This window comes from Agromyces sp. NPDC058064 (assembly GCF_042885275.1).
GTDB lineage: Bacteria > Actinomycetota > Actinomycetes > Actinomycetales > Microbacteriaceae > Agromyces.
In genome coordinates, this window is sequence record NZ_JBHVSE010000001.1 from 295784 (window position 1) to 313460 (window position 17677).

The 17677-nt window shown below is 73.6% G+C and carries 16 protein-coding genes; 4 read left to right on the forward strand and 12 right to left on the reverse strand.

Annotation, left to right across the window (positions count from 1 at the left end):
- Positions 1–73: 73 nt before the first annotated feature.
- The 10 genes from ACFVSL_RS01390 to ACFVSL_RS01435 form a co-directional block, all read right to left on the reverse strand.
- Positions 74–1093 carry an N-acetylglucosamine kinase gene (locus tag ACFVSL_RS01390; RefSeq protein ID WP_386937816.1) on the reverse strand — a complete coding sequence of 340 codons (1020 nt, stop codon included), beginning with the start codon at positions 1091–1093 and terminating at the stop codon, positions 74–76.
- The gene (locus tag ACFVSL_RS01395) at positions 1090–2346 is read right to left on the reverse strand and encodes a 6-phospho-beta-glucosidase (RefSeq protein ID WP_386937818.1); all 1257 of its coding nucleotides are present in this window, start codon (positions 2344–2346) and stop codon (positions 1090–1092) included. Before ACFVSL_RS01395 ends, ACFVSL_RS01390 begins: the two co-directional genes overlap by 4 nt.
- 116 nt (positions 2347–2462) lie before the next feature.
- The gene (locus tag ACFVSL_RS01400) at positions 2463–3698 is read right to left on the reverse strand and encodes an ROK family protein (RefSeq protein ID WP_386937820.1); all 1236 of its coding nucleotides are present in this window, start codon (positions 3696–3698) and stop codon (positions 2463–2465) included.
- A gap of 33 nt (positions 3699–3731) precedes the next feature.
- Positions 3732–4580 (reverse strand): ABC transporter ATP-binding protein, encoded by an 849-nt coding sequence (locus tag ACFVSL_RS01405; protein WP_386937822.1) that lies wholly within the window; start codon positions 4578–4580, stop codon positions 3732–3734.
- Positions 4577–5500, reverse strand: coding sequence for an ABC transporter ATP-binding protein (locus tag ACFVSL_RS01410; RefSeq protein WP_386937825.1), 924 nt, complete (start codon positions 5498–5500; stop codon positions 4577–4579). Before ACFVSL_RS01410 ends, ACFVSL_RS01405 begins: the two co-directional genes overlap by 4 nt.
- Positions 5497–6591 (reverse strand): ABC transporter permease, encoded by a 1095-nt coding sequence (locus ACFVSL_RS01415; protein WP_386937827.1) that lies wholly within the window; start codon positions 6589–6591, stop codon positions 5497–5499. Before ACFVSL_RS01415 ends, ACFVSL_RS01410 begins: the two co-directional genes overlap by 4 nt.
- Positions 6584–7588 carry an ABC transporter permease gene (locus ACFVSL_RS01420; RefSeq protein ID WP_386939299.1) on the reverse strand — a complete coding sequence of 335 codons (1005 nt, stop codon included), beginning with the start codon at positions 7586–7588 and terminating at the stop codon, positions 6584–6586. Before ACFVSL_RS01420 ends, ACFVSL_RS01415 begins: the two co-directional genes overlap by 8 nt.
- 42 nt (positions 7589–7630) lie before the next feature.
- A complete protein-coding gene (locus ACFVSL_RS01425) occupies positions 7631–9295 on the reverse strand; it encodes an ABC transporter substrate-binding protein (RefSeq protein WP_386937829.1) in 1665 nt (554 codons plus the stop codon).
- Between the two features lie 339 nt (positions 9296–9634).
- Positions 9635–10249, reverse strand: coding sequence for a bifunctional 4-hydroxy-2-oxoglutarate aldolase/2-dehydro-3-deoxy-phosphogluconate aldolase (locus tag ACFVSL_RS01430; RefSeq protein ID WP_386937831.1), 615 nt, complete (start codon positions 10247–10249; stop codon positions 9635–9637).
- A 78-nt stretch (positions 10250–10327) separates the two neighbouring features.
- Positions 10328–11263, reverse strand: coding sequence for a sugar kinase (locus ACFVSL_RS01435; RefSeq protein WP_386937833.1), 936 nt, complete (start codon positions 11261–11263; stop codon positions 10328–10330).
- A 76-nt stretch (positions 11264–11339) separates the two neighbouring features.
- On the opposite strand from ACFVSL_RS01435, the gene ACFVSL_RS01440 reads away from it, so the two are divergent.
- The 4 genes from ACFVSL_RS01440 (at position 11340) to ACFVSL_RS01455 (ending at position 15564) form a co-directional block, all read left to right on the forward strand.
- The gene (locus ACFVSL_RS01440) at positions 11340–12653 is read left to right on the forward strand and encodes an alanine racemase (protein WP_386937835.1); all 1314 of its coding nucleotides are present in this window, start codon (positions 11340–11342) and stop codon (positions 12651–12653) included.
- Between the two features lie 5 nt (positions 12654–12658).
- Complete coding sequence (locus ACFVSL_RS01445; RefSeq protein ID WP_386937837.1) at positions 12659–14350, forward strand: amidohydrolase family protein; 1692 nt, start codon at positions 12659–12661, stop codon at positions 14348–14350.
- Position 14351: 1 nt separating this feature from the next.
- Positions 14352–15083: an IclR family transcriptional regulator gene (locus tag ACFVSL_RS01450; protein ID WP_386937839.1), complete on the forward strand. Its 732-nt coding sequence runs from the start codon at positions 14352–14354 to the stop codon at positions 15081–15083.
- A 97-nt stretch (positions 15084–15180) separates the two neighbouring features.
- Positions 15181–15564: a RidA family protein gene (locus ACFVSL_RS01455; RefSeq protein WP_376941234.1), complete on the forward strand. Its 384-nt coding sequence runs from the start codon at positions 15181–15183 to the stop codon at positions 15562–15564.
- A gap of 122 nt (positions 15565–15686) precedes the next feature.
- Here the strand turns inward: ACFVSL_RS01455 and ACFVSL_RS01460 are convergent, their stop codons facing one another.
- Together ACFVSL_RS01460 and ACFVSL_RS01465 are read right to left on the reverse strand one after the other, a co-directional pair.
- The gene (locus tag ACFVSL_RS01460) at positions 15687–16445 is read right to left on the reverse strand and encodes an SDR family NAD(P)-dependent oxidoreductase (RefSeq protein WP_386937842.1); all 759 of its coding nucleotides are present in this window, start codon (positions 16443–16445) and stop codon (positions 15687–15689) included.
- Positions 16435–17676 (reverse strand): ATP-NAD kinase family protein, encoded by a 1242-nt coding sequence (locus ACFVSL_RS01465; protein WP_386937844.1) that lies wholly within the window; start codon positions 17674–17676, stop codon positions 16435–16437. Before ACFVSL_RS01465 ends, ACFVSL_RS01460 begins: the two co-directional genes overlap by 11 nt.
- Position 17677: the final 1 nt, after the last annotated feature.

A 17677-nucleotide genomic window follows, 5' to 3' on the forward strand; every position in this document is an offset into this window, starting at 1 on the left:
GGGGCGAGCGTACGCCCCGGCGCCCGCGCCGTCATCCGCCGTCATCCGGGTGTCACCGACGACCGCGACGGCGTCAGGCGTCGAGGAGGGCCACCTCGGGGGCGGTCACGGACGAGACCGCGGAGCGCGCGCGGGCGAGCGCGACGTCGTCGGCACCCGCCGCGGCGAGGGCGAGCAGCGCGGCCCCGACGATGGGCGCCTCGTCGACGACCGTCACGCGCGCGAGCGGCGCGGCCGCCGCGAGATCCGAGCGGATGCCTCGGAGCAGGCGCTCGTCGCCCGATCGCGCGATGCCGCCGCCGAGCACGACCGGCACTGCGCGATCGAGCAGCCCGAGGCGCGTGAGGCAGGCTCGGGCGAAGGCCGAGAGCTCCGTCGCCTGGCGGTCGACGAGCCCGATCGCGACGGCGTCGCCCGCCCTGGCCGCCTCGAACACCGCTGGGGCGAGCGCGATCAGCTCCGAGGCATCCCGATCGCCGAAGTGCAGGCCCTCGATGAGCTCGCCGACCGAGCCCACGCCGAGGCGCCGCTCGATCTCCCCGACCAGCGCCGTCGCGGGACCACGGCCGTCGACGGCGCGCGCGGCATGCCAGAGCACGGCCTCACCGAGCCCCGACCCGCCGCCCCAATCGCCGGAGAGCGGGCCGAGCGACGGGAACCGCACCTCGGCGCCGTCGGCGCGCAGCCCGATCGCGTTCACCCCCGTGCCGCACACGATCGCGACGGCGTCGGACTCGTCGGTGCCCGCACGGAGCAGCGCGTACAGGTCGTTGTCGACCGTCAGCGAGGCGGCGACCCAGTCGCGCCCGGCGACGGCGGCCTCGTACCGCTCGATCTCGATCGGCAGGTCGAGGCCCGAGAGGTAGAGGCCCGCGTGGGCCACCGGCCGCGCTCCCGCGACGGATCGCACGAGCGCGTCGACGACGGCCACCGAGGCGTCGAGCCCCTCGAAGTGCGGGCTCGAGCCCGGCCCGCGCCGGTGCGCGACGACCCGGCCGTCGAGCTCGAGCGCGACGACGTCGGTCTTCGAGCCGCCCCCGTCGACCGCGACGACGACCGGGGCGCCCGCGGCGGGCACGCCCACGGCGATCACGCCCACTCCAGGAATCGCGCGTTCTCGGCCAGGAGGAGGTCGGTCAACCGCTCGGCCCGGTCGTGCTGCAGCACGAGCGGATGCGCCCGCATCGCGCGCAGCACCCGCTCCCGCCCGCCGTGCACGGCCGCGTCGAGCGCGAGCCGCTCGTAGCCCGCGACCGCCGAGACGAGTCCCGCGAGGTCGTCGGCGAGCGGCGCGACCGGTTCCGCGACGAATCCCCCGTCGCGGAACACGGCCGGCACCTCGATCACGTGGTCATCCGGCAGGAACGGCAGCACCCCGTCGTTGCGGAGGTTCACCACGCGCGCCCGGTCGGCACCGCCCTGCATCGCGGCGAGCAGCTCGATCGCGGCCTCGGAGTAGAACGCCCCGCCGCGACCCTCGAGGGCGGCGGGCTTCTCGTGCTGGGAGTCGTCGGCGTAGAGCTCGAGCAGCTCGCGCTCGATCGCCTGCACCGCCTCGGCGCGGCTCGGTTCGGCCAGCTGCTCGCGCAGCACCTCGTCGTGCGCGTAGTAGTAGCGCAGGTAGTACGAGGGCACGACGCCGAGCTGGGTGAGCAACGCGGGTGCGAGGTGCACCTCGTCGGCGAGGTCGCCGAGCCGGTCCGCGAGGAGCTCGGGCAGCCGATCGCGTCCGTCGATCGTGACGCTGCGCTCCCATGTGAGGTGGTTGAGCCCGACGTGTCCGAGGTGCACGCGATCATGCTCCACGCCGTAGAGCGACGCGTATCGGCGCTGGAACCCGATGGCGACGTTGCAGAGCCCGACGGCGCGGTGCCCCGCCTCGAGCAGCGCGCGGGTCACGATGCCGACGGGGTTCGTGAAGTCGACGATCCAGGCGTCGGGCTTCGCATGCCGGCGCACCGCCTCGGCGATGCGCAGCACGACGGGCACGGTGCGCAGCGCCTTCGCGAGCCCGCCCGGGCCGGTCGTCTCCTGCCCGACGCAGCCGACCTCGTGCGGCCAGGTCTCGTCGGCGTGACGAGCGTGCTGCCCGCCGACCCTGAGCTGGACGAGCACCGCGTCGGCGTCGGCGACGCCCGCGACGAGGTCGGTCGTGCCGACCACCCGGGCGGCGTGGCCGGCGTGGGCGAGCATGCGCCGCGACATCCCTGCGACGAGCGCGAGCCGCGACTCGTCGGGATCGACGAGGCGCACCTCCTCGAGCGGGAGGGTCTCGCGCAGGCGCGCGAACCCGTCGATGAGTTCTGGGGTGTAGGTCGAGCCGCCGCCGACGATGGCGAGTTTCATGGGTCCTCCGGTCATGGGGAGTGAGAGCGTGGGAAGGGTCGGGGCAACGCCGGACGGCGAGGGCCTCCTGGGCGCCGGCGTCGCAAGCCGAGCGGGTGCGTCGATGCGGCGCGGCGTCAGGCCGCGGTCGTGATGGCGTCCTCGAGGCGGTCTCGGATGCGGTCGACGAGCAGCTGGCGTGCGCCGAGCAGCACCGGGTGATCGTCGGTGCCGCTCGTGCGGACGACGAGCCGCGGGTGGGCGCCCGAGTCGATGCGCGCGGCGACGAGTTCGGCGAGCGCCGTGCCGCCCTCGCGGGCGGTCGGTCCGCCGAGCACGACCATGGCGGGATCGATCACCGCGAGCAGCGGGGCGATCGCGATCACCGCGCGGTCCGCGAGCCGGGCCAGGGCCGCCCGATCGGCCGCGAGGCCGGGCAGTGCGTCGGCGAGCCGGGTGCCCGGTGCCGCGCCGAGCATCCGCGCGACCGCAGGGCCGCCGAGCAGGTCGGTGAGGTCGTGCGCGTCGGGGGCGATGGACTCGGCCCCGCGCGCGACCTCGAGGTACCCGATCTCGCCGGCGCCGCCGGTCGCGCCACGATGGACGGTGCCGCCGAGGTCGATGCCCACGCCCAGGCCGTCGCCCATCCAGAAGAGGACGAAGCTCGCGACGTCGGTCGCGACGCCGCCGGCGCGCTCGGCCATCGCCGCGAGGTTCACGTCGTTCTCGATGAGCACGGTGTGGCCGAGCGCCCCCTCGAGTCGCGCCCGCGCGCCCTGCTGCGGCCAGCCGGGCAGCGTGTCGGTGAAGGACAGCTCGTCGCCGTCGGCGTCGAACGCCGCCTGCACGCCGATCGCCGCCAGGCCGACGGTCTCGACCGGAACGCCGGCCGCGCGGCACGCCGCCGCGATCGCTCCCGACACGTCGCCCTCGGGCGTCCGCCCGGATGCGGCGGTCGGGGTCTCGACGACGGGATGCGGCGCGTCGGAGGCGTCGACGACGACCGCCTCGATCGTGTCGGCGAGCACGCTGATCGCGACGCCCGTCAGCCGATCGGTGCGCACGCCGTAGCTCACGGCGTTCGGCCCACGCCCGCCCGAGACCTCGCCGACCGCGTGGATGAGCTCGACGCGCTCGAGCCTGGTGATCATCTGCGCGGCGGTCGGCTTCGACATGCCCGAGAGCTCGCCGAGCTGCGCCCGGGTGAGCGGCCCGTGCTCGAGCAGGAGGCGGAATGCCGTGCGGTCGTTGTGGGCGCGCAGCCAGGTGGGCGTGCCCGGATCGATCTGGTTCATCGGCGCCGCCCCTCCCCCGTCGATCCCGTCGACCGTGCCGGTCGCGTCGGCCGCGACCTCCGGCCCGGCTCGACTCACTCTATCTTCAAGGTTTCTTGCCGAAATGATGGATCACCCCCCGTTCCTGACCTCGTCGCGGAGCACGCCGAGCCGCTCGGGATCGGCGGCCGCGTCGAGCAGCGTCGTCGTGTACTCGTGCTGCGGATGCAGGATGACCTCGTCCGACGGCCCGCGTTCGACGATCTCTCCCCGGTGCATCACGAGGATCTCGTCGGAGAAGTGCCGGGCGGTCGCGAGGTCGTGCGTGATGTAGAGCACGCCGAGCTGCGACTCGCGCTGGAGCTCGGCCAGCAGGTTCAGCACCCCGAGCCGGATCGAGACGTCGAGCATCGAGACCGGCTCGTCGGCGACGATGAACCGGGCGCCGGGCGCGAGGGCCCGCGCGATCGCCACCCGCTGTCGCTGGCCGCCCGAGAGCTCGTGCGGGCGTCGGTCGGCGAATGTCTCGGCCGGCGACAGCCTGACCCGCTCGAGGAGCTCGTGCGCCCGATCCCGGGCCTCGGCGGCCGAGAGTGCGGGATGGTGTACCCGAACCGGCCGCTCGACGTGATGGAGGATCGTGTGGAACGGGTTGAGCGAGGCGAACGGATCCTGGAAGACCATCTGCACCTGTCGGCGGTAGCGCGCGAGGCCCGCGCCGCGTCCGGCCGTGGGCCGGCCGTCGAGCAGCACCGAGCCGGAGGTCGGCGTCTCGAGCTTCGCGAGCATGCGGGCGATCGTCGACTTGCCCGAGCCGCTCTCGCCGACGAGGGCCACCGTGCGACCGGGCTCGAGGGTGAACGACACGTCCTTCACCGCGTTGAGCGTCGTGAAGGTCACGCCGCGGCGCAGCCGGTAGTCCTTCACGAGGTTGCGGGCCTCGAGCCGCTCGGGGCCGTCGAGGTGGTCGATGCGGGTCATGCGGCACCTCCTGCGGCCGGGTCGGTCTCGGTCGTTGTCGCGGTCGCGGCCGCGGCCGCGGCCGCGGCGACCGCGGCCGACGTCCCCGCGCCCCGGCGCACGAAGTCGCCCCGGTCGCCGCGCAGGCTCGGGAAGCTCGCGAGCAGTCGCCTCGTGTACGGGTGCTGCGGGTCGCGGTAGATGTCGGCCGCCTCGCCCTGCTCGACGATCTCGCCCTCGAGCATCACCGCGATGCGGTCGCTGATCTCGATGAGCAGCGGCAGGTCGTGCGTGATGAAGATCACGGCGAAGCCGAGCCGCTCGCGCAGGCGCATGATCTCGCGGATGATCCCGCGCTGCACGACCACGTCGAGCGCGGTCGTGGGCTCGTCCATGATCATGACCTGCGGGTCGAGGGCGAGCGCCATCGCGATCATGACGCGCTGGCGCATGCCGCCCGACAGCTCGTGCGGGTACGCGGAGAGCCGCGAGGGGTCGACGCCGACGAGCTGGAGCAGCTCGGCGCTGCGCGCATCGCGCTCGGCGCGCCGTAGGCCGGGACGGTGCGTCGTGAAGACGTCGTGCAGCTGGGCGCGCACAGTCATGACGGGATTCAGGGAGTTCATCGACCCCTGGAACACCATCGACACCTTGCTCCACCGGAACGTGCGCAGCGCCTCGCCGGAGAGTCCCACCACGTCGAGGTCGCCGTCGACGTCGTGCAGCACGACCTCGCCCGAGGTCATGAGCGCCGGGGCCTTGAGCAGCCGGTTCAGTCCGTAGGCGAGCGTCGTCTTGCCGCACCCCGACTCGCCCGCGAGCCCGAGGATCTCGCCGCGATGCAGCGTCAGCGAGGCGTTGCGCACGGCCTTGACGGGCGGATCGACCTCGTACTCGATCGACACGCCGCGGGCGGTCAGCACGGGCTCGGCGCGGTTCATGCGAACGCTCCCGCATCGGCGACGCCGCGCCCGGCCTTCGCGGCGCGGCGTTGGCGTCGCGCCGCCTGCGGCGCGAGGCGCAGCTTCGGGTTCACGACCTCGTCGATCGCGAAGTTGATGAGCGCGAGCCCCGCACCGAGCAGGGCGATCATGGCGCCCGGCGGCACGAACCACCACCACGCGCCGCTGCCGACGGCCTGGCCGGTCTGGGCGTCGTTGAGCATCGTGCCGAGGGTGATCGACCCCGTCGGCCCGAGGCCGAGATACGAGAGCCCCGCCTCGCCGAGCACCGCGAAGATGATGCCGAAGATGAACTGGGCGGCGAGCAGCGGCACGAGGTTCGGCAGGATCTCGACGAAGATGACCCGCATCGGCCCCTCGCCGGCGACCCGTGCCGCGGCGACGTACTCGCGGGTGCGCAGCGACTTCGACTGGGCGCGCAGCACCACCGCGGCCCCCGCCCAGCTCGTGATGCCGAGCACGAGTGCCACCAGCAGCGAGCTGCGGGCGAGCGGTCCCAGGCCCTCCGCGCCCTGCACGTACGCGGCGATCACCATCGCCACGGGCAGGCCGGGGATCACGAGGATGATGTTCGTGAACAGGGTGAGGATCTCGTCGGCCCAGCCGCCGAAGTACCCGGCGAGCACGCCGAACACGATGGCGAGCACGAGCGAGACGACGCCCGCGACGATGCCGATGAAGAGCGACCCCTGGGTGCCCCAGGCGAGCTGCGAGAACACGTCGTAGCCGAGCTTCGTCGTGCCCAGCCAGTGCTCGGGGCTCGGCGGCAGCAGGGCCGGGTTGTCGGAGTCGCGCGGCGGCTGCGCGATGAGCGGGCCGAAGAGGCCGAACGCCACGATCGCGCCGACGATCGTGAGGCCGACGACGAGCTTGGCCGAGCGCCGCGGCAGCAGGTGGGCCCAGCTGCCGCGCCGGCGACCGCGCGAGGCCGCGACCGCGGCGGTCGTCGTCGCCGCGTCGAAGGCCTCCTGGGCGGCGAGGTCGCGCGCCACGGCCCGGACGGCGGCGGCCGTCGCCGGCGACTCGGTCGGGGTGTCGGTGAGCCGTTCGGTGGTCTGCGGGTCAGCCATTGTGCCTCGCTCTCGGGTCGATGAAGCCGTACACGAGGTCCATCGCGAAGTTCGCCACGAGCACCGTGAGCGTGATCACGAGGAACACGCCCTGCATGAGCGCGTAGTCGAGCCCCTGGACCGCCTGGATCATGAGCTTGCCGATGCCGGGGTAGCTGAACACCTGCTCCATCACGATCGAGCCGGCGACCACGAACCCGAGTGCGATGCCGAAGCCGGCGAGGCTCGGGATCATGGCGTTGCGCGAGGCGTACCGGCCGCGGATGCGGCGCGGCTTCAGCCCCTTCGCCTCCGCGGTGACGACGTAGTCCTCCGACATCGTGGAGACCATCATGTTGCGCATGCCGAGGAGCCAGCCGCCCACCGACGAGATCACGATCGTGATCGCGGGCAGGATGGCGTGCTGCACGGCGCTCGCGAAGAAGGCCCAGCTCCACTCGGGGCCCGCCGGGAACTCGAACACGTCGTAGCCGCCGATGATCGGCAGCAGGCCGAGCTGCACCGAGAAGACCGCGACGAGCACGAGTGCGAGCCAGAAGTACGGGATGGACTGGAAGACGGTCGTGACGGGCACGAGATGGTCCAGCCAGGTGCCCCGCTTCCAGCCCACCCACGCGCCGGCCACGATGCCGATCACGAACGAGATGACCGTCGCGGTTCCGACGAGGATCACCGTCCACGGCAGCGCGCTCGCGATGAGGTCGGCGACCGAGGCCGGGTACCGCGTCGAGGAGACGCCCAGGTCGCCTTGGAGCAGGCGTCCCCAGTACGCCCGGTACTGGTCCCACAGCGACATCCCCTGCTCCGCGCCGAGGATCGACCGGATCGCCTCCACCGTCTCCTCGGAGAGGGGACGGCCGCCGTTCGCCCGGCGGAGCTTGCCGAGCATGATCGCGGCGGGATCGCCCGGCAGCAGCCGGGGCAGCAGGAAGTTCAACGAGATCGCGGCCCAGAAGGTGACGAGGTAGAACACGATGCGACGGATGTAGAACATCAGCTCGCCTCCTCTCGGGCGCGGAGCGGGGACGTCACGGTCGGCCTACTTCTCGACGGGCTCGAGGTGCGTGAGCACGACCGCCGACGCCGCCGACAGGTAGGGCAGGGGCGCGGCGTAGAGGTCCGACTCGCTCGGCCAGCCGCTGAACTTCGCCGTGTTGAAGAAGGCCTGCGAGGCGTTCAGCACCACCGGGATGTACGGCAGGTCGCGGGCGATCTCCGACTGGATCGCGGCGTACGCGGCCTGCTTGGTCGCGACGTCCTCGGTCGAGCCGGCGGCGAGCACGGCCTCGTCGACGACGGGGTTCGAGTACCGCGAGTAGTTCTGCCCGGCGAGCGGGTCCTCGCCGACGGGAGCCGTCGACTTGCCGTCGAAGTACTCGCTGTAGTTCGAGTACGGGTCGGCCACGAGCGACTGGGTGAGGCCGTACATGGCCATCTGGTAGTCGCCGGCTGAGATCGGGGTCCAGTACTCGGCGTCCGAGACGGTGCGCGCGTTGATCCGGATGCCGGCGTCGGCCGCCTGCTCGGAGATGAGCTTGGCCGCGTCGTTGTAGTCGGTCCACCCGTCGGGCGAGAAGAGGTCGATCTCGATCGCCGTGCCATCCTTGCCGTAGAAGCCGTCGGCGTCCTTCGTGTAGCCGGCAGCCTCGAGGATCTCGCCCGCTCCGGCGGCGTCGGCCTCCTGCGGGCTCGTCGCGAGGGCCGGGTCGGAGAGCCACTGCTCGTCGCGGGGCTGCAGCGTGAACGACGGCGTCGACTCGCCGGCGAGCCCGGCGAAGGCCTTCTCGCGGATCGTCGCGCGGTCGATGGCGATGTTGATCGCCTGGCGCACGGCGGGGTCGGTCTGCGGGCCGGCGCAGCCGAGCTCGGCGTTCGAGCACGTGATGAGCACGGTCGGGTCCTGCTGCTCGTTGAGCGTCGCGATGTCGCCCCCGGACGTGACGGCGTCGGGGTTCGCGATGAACTGCCCGACCCAGTCGATCTTGCCGGTCGTGAGCAGGTCCTGCGCCGACTGGTTCGAGTCGAGGCCCAGGTACTGCACCTGCTCCACCGCGGGGGCGCCGTCGCGGAACAGCTCGTTCGCCTCGACCGTGTACGCGGCCTCGGTGAACGCCTTCAGCTTGTACGGACCGGAGCCGACCGGCTGGGGGTTCGTCTCGCCCATGAAGTCCTCGATGCCCTCCCAGACGTGCTTCGGCACGATCCAGGTGGAGCCGAGGATGAGCGAGGCGGCCGTGAACTTCGGCTCGCTGTAGGTGAGCACGACGGTCGTGTCGTCGACCGCCTCCGACGAGACGAGCTGCTCGTCGACGTTCGAGCCGTAGGTGAAGGTGAACGCGACGTCCTCGGCGGTGAGGGGCTCGCCGTCGTTCCACTGCTGGTCGGCCTTGATCGTGATCGTGAGGGTCTTGCCGTCCGCGCTGTACTCGTAGCTCTCGCCGATGAGCCCGACGGGCGCGTCGGCCGACAGCTGGTTGAAGAAGAACAGGGGCTCGTAGATCGCGCCGTACGTCGCGTGCACGGCGGTGTCGACCGCGAACGGGTTGAAGTTGTTGTTGATGGGCGTCGCGCTGCCGGCCCAGACCCGGAGCACGGCGGTGTCGCCTCCGCCCGAGTCGGACGGCGCGCAGCCTGCGAGTGCGATCGTGACCGCGGCTGCTCCGGCTGCGAGCACCGCGACCAGCGAGCGTCTGGTTCGAATCATCGTTCCGTCGTTCCTTTCGTTGCCTCATTGCGTGGAAAGTGCAGTGACGCCGCATGGTGCAGAAGTCGTCCCGGCGTTACTGGAAACGACCCTAACAGAAAGGAAACAATCCGGAAAGAAGATTTACAGTTAATCGAATCGGATGCCTGCGCGCTCGCGCGCGGCCATGCCGTACGCGTCAGCCGCGAGCGCGCCGATGACCCGTTCGGTGCGCGCGGCTCCGCACCGCGAGGGTGGCGGCGAACCCGACGCAGGATCGACACGTTCGCGCGCCGACATCGCCACTCGACGAATCGCGTGGACCTCGCTCGCGAGCGGCGCCCGCGCGGGGTGCGCGGACTACCGCCCGGCCAGCAGCGCCGCGAGCGCCGGCAGCTGCGCCGGGTCCTCGAGGGCGGAGCCGACGGCGACCGTGCGCACGCCGCGGGCGAGGAACTCGCCCGCGTTCGAGGCATCCATGCCGCCCGTGGCGACGAAACGCGCCCCGGGGAACGGGCCGGCCATCGCGCCGAACCACGCCGGGCCGAGGAGCGACGCGGGGAAGGCCTTCAGCCACGTGAGCCCGAGCGACATCGCCTGCTGCACCTCGCTGGCGGTCGCGACGCCCGGCAGCGGCGGCAGGCCGGCGTCGAAGGAGGCGCGCACGACGGCCTCGTCGAATCCGGGGCTGACGGTGAACGCCGCGCCCGCGGCGACGGCCTGCTCGACGTGCCGCGGCGAGACGACGGTGCCCGCGCCGACGATCCGGCCCTCGGCGCGACCGGCCTCGGCGACGGCGGCGAGCGCGTCGACGTCGTCGGCCGACTGGATCGGGAGCTCGACCACGTCGATGCCGAGCTCCCAGGCCTGCCTGGCGAGCGCGAGGCTGCGGTCGACGCCGAGGCCGCGGAAGATCGCCATCAGCGGCCGGCCCGCGAGGAGGGTGTCGAATGCGGCGTTGTCGATCATGGTCATCACGGGGCCTTTCGCTGGTGCGCGGGGTCGGGGCGGGATCGGGTCACGAGCGCGGCCGCGAGCGCGGCCGCCTTCGGGTCACGGGACGGGCAGCTCGCGCGGGAAGTCGCTGGTCTCGCCCAGCACGAGCACCGCGCGGTCGTGCCCGGCCCGCAGCCGCTCGGCGGAGCCGCGCCCGTCGAGGAGCGCGCCCAGGTACCCGGCGGCGAACGCGTCGCCGGCGCCGACGACCTCGACGACCTCGACGCGATGCGCGGCGACGTGCTCGGCGACGTCGACGCCGTCGGCGCCGCGCGCGAACTCGGTCGCCCCGACGTCGCCGTCCTTCACGACGAGCCGCTCGGGCTCGGGCAGGAGCGCCCGCACCTCGGCGGGCGTCGCCGTGCCCCAGAGCCGTTCGGCCTCGTCGAGTCCGACGAAGGCGAGGTCGGCTCGGGACGCGAGCTCGCGGAGGCGCGCGGCGGCGGCCGCGAGCGCGGCCGACGGCTCGCCGGGCCACAGCACCGCCCGGTGGTTCACGTCGAAGCTCAGCAGCGCGTCGCTCGAAGCGACCCGTTCGAGCGCCGTGTCGAGCATCGCGTCGCACGAGGCGGACAGCGCCGCGGTGATGCCGCTGAGGTGCACGACGCGCACGCCGTCGAGCGGGAGCGCGGCGAAGAACTCGGGCGTCATCCTCGAGGCGGCGGAGCCGGCCCGGAAGTACTGCACGCCGTTGCCCGGGTCCTTGACGTAGAGCCCGGTCGGCGCCTGGGCGTCGCGCTCGACGTAGCGGGTGTCGACCCCGCGGCCCGCGATCTGGGCGACGAGGCGTCGCCCGAGGGCGTCGTCGCCGACCCGCCCGGCCCAGGCCGCGGCATGGCCGAGGGCGGCCAGGTGCGAGGCGACGTTCGACTCGGCGCCCCCGGCGTCGAGGTGGAAGTCGCGGGCCTCGACGAGCGGCTCGGCGAGGGCGGGCACCACGAGCACCATCGTCTCGCCGATGGCGATGATCTCGGGAAGCGGAACGGTGGTCACAGCCTCTATGCTGACGGGTGTGCAACTGCTGCGCAAACGCGTTGCAGAATACGCAACAAACGAAAGTGAGCTCCGGATGCCGCGCCTCGCCACGCTCGCCGAGACCGCCGACGCACGCCTCACCGCCGGCGACAAGGGGCTGCCCGCGCGCGCCGCCGGTCTCACCGTCCGCGAGTTCCTCGACACCTCGCCGCGGCTCGGCGAGTTCTGGACCCCGCTCCTCGCGCTCGACCGCGCGGCGCTCGAGCACAACGCCGAGACGATCCAGCGCTGGTGCGACGACCGCGGGCTCGAGCTCATGCCGCACGGCAAGACGACGATGGCCCCGGCGCTCTGGCGACTCCAGCTCGACGGCGGCGCGACCGGACTCACGCTCGCGACCCCGGGCCAGGTGCGCACCGCGCGCGGCTTCGGCGTGCGCACGATCATGCTCGCGAACGCCCTCGTCGCCCCCGACGCCCTCGCCTGGGTCGCCGCCGAGCTCGCCGACCCCGGCTTCGAGTTCTGGTCGTGGGCCGACTCGATCGAGACCGTCGAGGCGATGGAGCGCGGCCTCGCCGGCGCGATCGCCGACGCGGGCGACGCCGACGCGCCCACGCTCGCCCGACCGCTCGCCGTGCTCGTCGAGCTCGGTGCCGGCGGCGGCCGCACGGGTGCCCGCGGGCTCGACGAGGCCGTCGACATCGCCCGGCGCATCGCCGAGTCGCCGGTGCTGCGGCTCGCGGGCGTCGCGGGCTACGAGGGCAGCCTCGGGCACGACCGCTCCTCGGTGGCCGTCGCGGCCGTGCGCGACTACCTCGCCGACCTCGTCGAGCTGCACGGCGCCGTGCGCGCCCTTGCCGATCCCGCCGACGGCCCGCTCGTCGTGACCGCGGGCGGCAGCGCCTACCTCGACCTCGTCGCCGACGTCTTCGCCCCCGAGATCGAGGCCGGTGCGGGTCGCGGCGACACCCGCTGGGTGCTGCGATCGGGCGCCTCGCTCGTGCACGACGACGGCTTCTACCGCGGCATCTCCCCCATCCACCGCGAGCTCGTCGCCGCGATGCGGGGCTACGCCCGCGTCGTCTCGCACCCCGAGCCGGGGCTCGCCCTGCTCGACGGCGGCAAGCGCGACCTCCCGTACGACGAGGGCCTGCCCGTGCCGCTGGCGGTCGCCGGCGAGCTCGGCGCCGAGGGCGAGCCCCTCGCGGGCGCGTCGATCACCGCGGTGAACGACCAGCACGCCTACCTGCGTGCCGACGCCGGCGCAGCGCTCCCCGTCGCGATCGGCGACGTGGTCGAGCTCGGCCTCTCGCACCCGTGCACCGCGTTCGACAAGTGGCGCTGGATCCCCGTCGTCGAGCACGCCGGGAGCGACCTCGTCGTCGACCTCGTGCACACGAGGTTCTGATCGCGATGTCCGAGACCCTGCGCACCGCCCCCGTGCTCGTCGTCAACGCGCGCGTCGTCGACGAGGCGGGCGAGCGCGACGGGCTGCACGACGTGGTGCTCGACGGCGGGCGGATCGCGGCGATCGCGACCGCCGGCAGCCCCGACGCGCGGGCGGCCCTCGTTCCACGGCCGCACGTCGTCGACGCCGACGGGCGCCTGCTCCTGCCCGGCTTCATCGACGCGCACTCGCACGCCGACGGGGCGGTGTTCGACCCCGAGGTGCAGCTCGCACTCCTCCGCCAGGGCGTCACCACCGTCATCGGCGGGCAGGACGGCGTGGGCTTCGCCCCGGGCGACGGCGCCTACGGCACCGAGTACTTCGCCGCGATCAACGGGCGGCACCCGCACTACCGGGGCGGCGGCATCGGCGAACTGCTCGCCGGCTACGACGGCACGACCCCGCTCAACGTCGCGACCCTCGTGCCCGCCGGAACGGTGCGCTTCGCGGTGATGGGCCGGTCCACCGACGCCCCGACGCCGGCCGAGCTCGACGAGATGCGCGAGCTCGTGGCATCCGGCCTCGCCGACGGCGCCGTGGGCCTCTCGACCGGACTCGACTACGTGCCCGGCGTCTTCGCCGACGCCGCGGAGCTCGCCGCGCTGACGCAGCCGGTGGCCGCGGCCGACGGCGTCTACGTGACCCACATGCGCGGCGGCTACGAGGCGAACTCCGCGGCCGGCATCGACGAGATCGGCGACATCGCGGCGGCGAGCGGAGCGCGGGTGCACGTGTCGCACTTCCACGCGGCGCCCGGGATCGTGCGCGGCGAGCTCGCCCGGCTCGCCGCCGCGGGCGTCGACGCGAGCTTCGACGCGTATCCCTACACCCGGGGGTGCTCGATCCTCGCGATGCCGATTCTGCCGGCCTCCCTCACCGTCAGGCCCGCCGCCGAGGTGCTCGCGGTGCTCGCCGACCCGGCCGAACGGGCGCGGCTGCGCGCAGACTGGTTCCCGACGATCACGGGCTACGCGAGCCTCGGGCCCGACTGGCCCTCGATGCTGACGCTCGCGCACATCGCGGCGCCCGAGTACGAATGGGCGCACGGGCTCACGCTCGCCGAGGGCGCGGCGGAGGCGACCGCGAGGTCCGTCGCGTCCGGTCGCCCGGGCGACGCGGTCGACGCGATCGGGTTCGCCCTCGACGTGCTCGTCGCCTCGCGCCTCGAGGTCAACGTCGTGATGGCCGTGCAGCACGAGCGCAGCGACGCCGAGCTCGCGTCCATCCTGTCGGCGCCCGAGGCGATCGGCGGCTCCGACGGCATCTTCCTCGGCCGCCACCCGCACCCGCGGGCGCGCGGGTCGTTCGCGAGGTACCTCTCGCTCCTCGTGCGCGAGCAGGGCGCACTCGAGTGGCCGGATGCCTCGGCCCTCGTCGCGGCGCGCGCGGCACGCCGATTCGGGCTGGGCGACCGCGGCGTGATCCGCGAGGGCGCGATCGCCGACCTCGTGCTGGTCGATCCCGAGCGGGTCGGGGCCGGCGCCTCCTACGACGCGCCGCTCGAACTCGCGACGGGCGTCGACGACGTGTTCGTCGCGGGCGTGCCGGTGCTCGCGGGCGGCGCACTCACGGGGGCGACGCCGGGGATGGGGCTGCGTCGCGACGCGCGAGCCACCGATGCCCGACCGGCCCGCCCGGCCAGGGAAGGCGAGGCCTGACATGTCGCAGAGCGTCACGCGCGCCGCGCACATCATCGACGCGATCGCGTCCGATCCGCGCACCGTCGCCGAGCTCGCCGAGGAGTTCGGGCTGCACCGATCGACGATGTTCCGCGAGCTCCAGGCGCTCGAGGCCGTCGGCTGGGTGCGCAAGCGCGGATCGGGCAGGTACTCGCTCGGCACCCGGCTCGCCGCGCTCTCGAAGCAGGCGCTCGACTCGCTCGACCTGCGCGAGGCCGGCGCCGAGCACGTGCGCCGGCTCCAGCGCCGCACCGGCAACACCGTGCACCTCGCCGCCCTCATGGACCGCTCGATCGTCTACGTCGACAAGGCCGACGACGAGTCGGGCGTGCGCATGTACTCGCGCATCGGCCGCGCGGTGATCCCGTACTGCTCCGCCGTGGGCAAGGCGATCCTGGCCGACCTCGATCGGGCCGGTCGCGACGCCGTGCTCGACGGCGTCGTCTGGCAGCGATACACCGAGCTGACGATCGACTCGCGCGAACGGCTCGACCGCGAGCTCGCGGTGACCGCCGCCCGCGGCTACGCCGTCGACGACCGCGAGTTCGAGGCGTTCGTCAACTGCATCGCCGTCCCGATCCGCAGCTCGATGGGCGTCGTCGGCGCGCTCTCCGTCACGGCGATCCGCATGGTCGCCGACCTCGACCGGCTGAAGGCCGAGCTGCCCGCCATGCGCGAGACCGCCGAGCTCATCTCCCGCGAGCTCGGCTGAGACGGATGCCTCGGCGCCCACCCCGCGGCATCCGCCCGACCACCTCGACCACCTCGACCACCTCGATCCGCTGAAACGAAACACCCAGGAGGAACCCATGTCCAAGACCGCCGTCACGCTCTCGAACGCGCCGAAGCCCGCCGGGCCCTACAGCCACGGCGTCGTCGCGAACGGATTCCTGTACACGGCCGGCTTCGGCCCCCAGGACCCGGCGACGGGGCTCGTCGTCGAGGGCGGCGTGAAGGAGCAGACCCGCCAGGTGCTGCGCAACATCGGCGCCGTGCTCGCCGAGTACGGGCTCACCCACGACGACGTCGTGAAGGTCACCGCGCACCTCGAGGACCTCGCCGACTTCGCCGAGTACAACGAGGCCTACGCCGAGTTCTTCACCGAGCCCTACCCCGTGCGCACCACGGTCGGCTCGCGCCTCGCGGACATCCTCGTCGAGATCGACGTCGTCGCCGCGATCCCGCAGGCCTGACCCGCCGACCGAGCGTCTGCTGCTTCTGCAGGAGAATGGGCCCCATGGTCGCCTGACCGGGCGTCTCAGTGCAATTCTCCTGCAGAAGCAGCGCGCCCGGGGCCCGGGGCCCGGGGCTCGGGCTACGCGATGCCGCCGCCGTCGACGACGAGCGCCGACCCCGTGACGTAGCTCGACTCGTCGCTCGCGAGCCACACGACCGCCGCTGCGATCTCGCGCGGCTCGCCCATGCGGCGCAGCGGCCGGTCGGCGGCCTCGGCGAGGAACCCGTCCTCGGCCTGGCCGAGCTGGCGGGCCTCGTCGCGCAGCATGCCCGTGTTCACGTCGCCGGGGTTCACCGAGTTCACGCGGATGCCCTGCGGGCCGTGGTCGATCGCGAGCGCGCGGGTCATGTTGACGACGGCGCCCTTCGAGGCGCAGTACGAGATCGCCTGTCCGCCGCCCTTGAGGCCCCAGCCCGAGCCGGTGTTCACGATCGAGCCGCCGCCCGCCGCCGCCATGACCGGCACCACGTGCTTGCACATGAGGAAGATCGAGCGCACGTTCACGCCGAACACGCGGTCCCACTCCTCGACGGTCGTCTCGACCGCGGTCGTGCGGCGGATGATGCCCGCGTTGTTGAAGACGACGTTCACGCCGCCGAACTCGCCGACGACGCTCGAGACGACGCGTTCGATGTCGGCCTCGCTCGAGACATCCGCCCCGATCGCGACGGCGGTGCCGCCCGCCGCACGGATCTCGTCGGCGACCGCCTGCGCGGCCTCCAGGTTCAGGTCGACGACGGCGACCTTCGCGCCCTCGGCCGCGAGGGCGATCGACGTCGCGCGGCCGATGCCGCCCGCGCCGCCGGTGACGATGGCCTGCTTGTTCTCAAGGCGCATGGCCTTCTCCTTCGGTGTGGGTGGGGGTGGGGTGGGATGCCTCGGCATCGGGCGCGAGCACAGGGTAGACGCTCGTGGTCGCCGCGCCCGTGATCACGCGCGCGAACCCGGCGAGGCGGGCGTCGACGCCGGGGTCGCCGGTGTCGACGAGCAGGGGGCTCCCGCCGAGGTCGATGAGCTTCTGCTCGGGCGCGACGACGAGGAGCGGGTCGTCGTCGAGCAGGCGCAGCACTCGCGCGGAGAGCTGCTGGTTGCCGCGGCCGAGCAGGAATCCCTGCCCGCCGATGACGCTCACGACCGCCTTCGCCGGGCCGCGCGAGATCTCGTCGACGAGCTCGTGCTCGCTCGCGCCCGCGCGCACGACGCGGCCGTCGAGCACGACGTCGACACCGAGCGGGGTCTTCGCGACGCCGAGCTCGCGGGCGAGCTCGGCCATCGTGCCGCCGGGCCCGAGCAGGTAGCGCACGCCCGGGCGCATCGCGCGTGCGGCCCCGCGCGCCGCCGCCACGACCGCGGCGTGCTCGCTCACCGGCGTCGCCGCCTTGCGCGACTGGGTGCGACCGGCGCGGTACGGCACGGGCATCGTGCCGTGGAGGCGGGGCTCGACGCGGGCGCGCCGCATGGCCGCCTCATCGATGTCGAGCACCTCGCGCTCCTGCACGGGCAGGGGCGCCGCCGCGGATGCCTCGGCCCACGCCACGGCGAGCGCGCCCGCCGCTCGCGGGCTCACGGCGAAGACGGGCGAGTACATCTTGACTCCGGCGGGGATGCCGAGGGCGGCGGCCGGGGTGTCGAGCCCGGCGGCGACGTCGCGCGCCGTGCCGTCGCCGCCGGCGAAGAGCACGAGGGTCGCACCGGCGTCGACGAGCGCGCGCACGGCGGCGGTCGTGTCGGCGGGCGTCGTCTCGAACGCGGATGCCTCGGCGCCGGCGCCGCCCGGACGGTGGACGACGCGCGGCTCCAGGCCTGCGGCGCGCACGGCGTCCTCGCCCATCGGGCCGGCGGCCGTGAGGATGACGGGAGCGTGGTCTCGATGCGCGTCGGGCCCGTCGCCGCTCCTCGACCGGCGGAGGCTCGTCGCGACGACCTCGAGCGCGACCCGGGCGCGCTCGCCGGCCAGCGGGCGGGCGCCGCGCTCGGCGGCCGCCGCCTGCACGGCCGCGCCGTCGGAGCCGGCGAGTCCTGCGGGACCGCCGACCCCGGCGACGGGGTTCACGACGAGGGCGAGCATG

Excerpts from the sequence above, each read along its gene's own strand:
- ACFVSL_RS01415 (WP_386937827.1), bottom strand. The coding sequence starts at position 6,591 with ATGGCTGACCCGCAGACCACCGAACGGCTCACCGACACCCCGACCGAG.
- ACFVSL_RS01450 (WP_386937839.1), top strand. The coding sequence starts at position 14,352 with ATGTCGCAGAGCGTCACGCGCGCCGCGCACATCATCGACGCGATCGCG.
- ACFVSL_RS01430 (WP_386937831.1), bottom strand. The coding sequence starts at position 10,249 with ATGACCATGATCGACAACGCCGCATTCGACACCCTCCTCGCGGGCCGG.
- ACFVSL_RS01445 (WP_386937837.1), top strand. The coding sequence starts at position 12,659 with ATGTCCGAGACCCTGCGCACCGCCCCCGTGCTCGTCGTCAACGCGCGC.
- ACFVSL_RS01410 (WP_386937825.1), bottom strand. The coding sequence starts at position 5,500 with ATGAACCGCGCCGAGCCCGTGCTGACCGCCCGCGGCGTGTCGATCGAG.
- ACFVSL_RS01395 (WP_386937818.1), bottom strand. The coding sequence starts at position 2,346 with ATGAAACTCGCCATCGTCGGCGGCGGCTCGACCTACACCCCAGAACTC.
- ACFVSL_RS01460 (WP_386937842.1), bottom strand. The coding sequence starts at position 16,445 with ATGCGCCTTGAGAACAAGCAGGCCATCGTCACCGGCGGCGCGGGCGGC.
- ACFVSL_RS01455 (WP_376941234.1), top strand. The coding sequence starts at position 15,181 with ATGTCCAAGACCGCCGTCACGCTCTCGAACGCGCCGAAGCCCGCCGGG.
- ACFVSL_RS01465 (WP_386937844.1), bottom strand. The coding sequence starts at position 17,676 with ATGCTCGCCCTCGTCGTGAACCCCGTCGCCGGGGTCGGCGGTCCCGCA.
- ACFVSL_RS01405 (WP_386937822.1), bottom strand. The coding sequence starts at position 4,580 with ATGACCCGCATCGACCACCTCGACGGCCCCGAGCGGCTCGAGGCCCGC.
- ACFVSL_RS01425 (WP_386937829.1), bottom strand. The coding sequence starts at position 9,295 with ATGATTCGAACCAGACGCTCGCTGGTCGCGGTGCTCGCAGCCGGAGCA.
- ACFVSL_RS01440 (WP_386937835.1), top strand. The coding sequence starts at position 11,340 with ATGCCGCGCCTCGCCACGCTCGCCGAGACCGCCGACGCACGCCTCACC.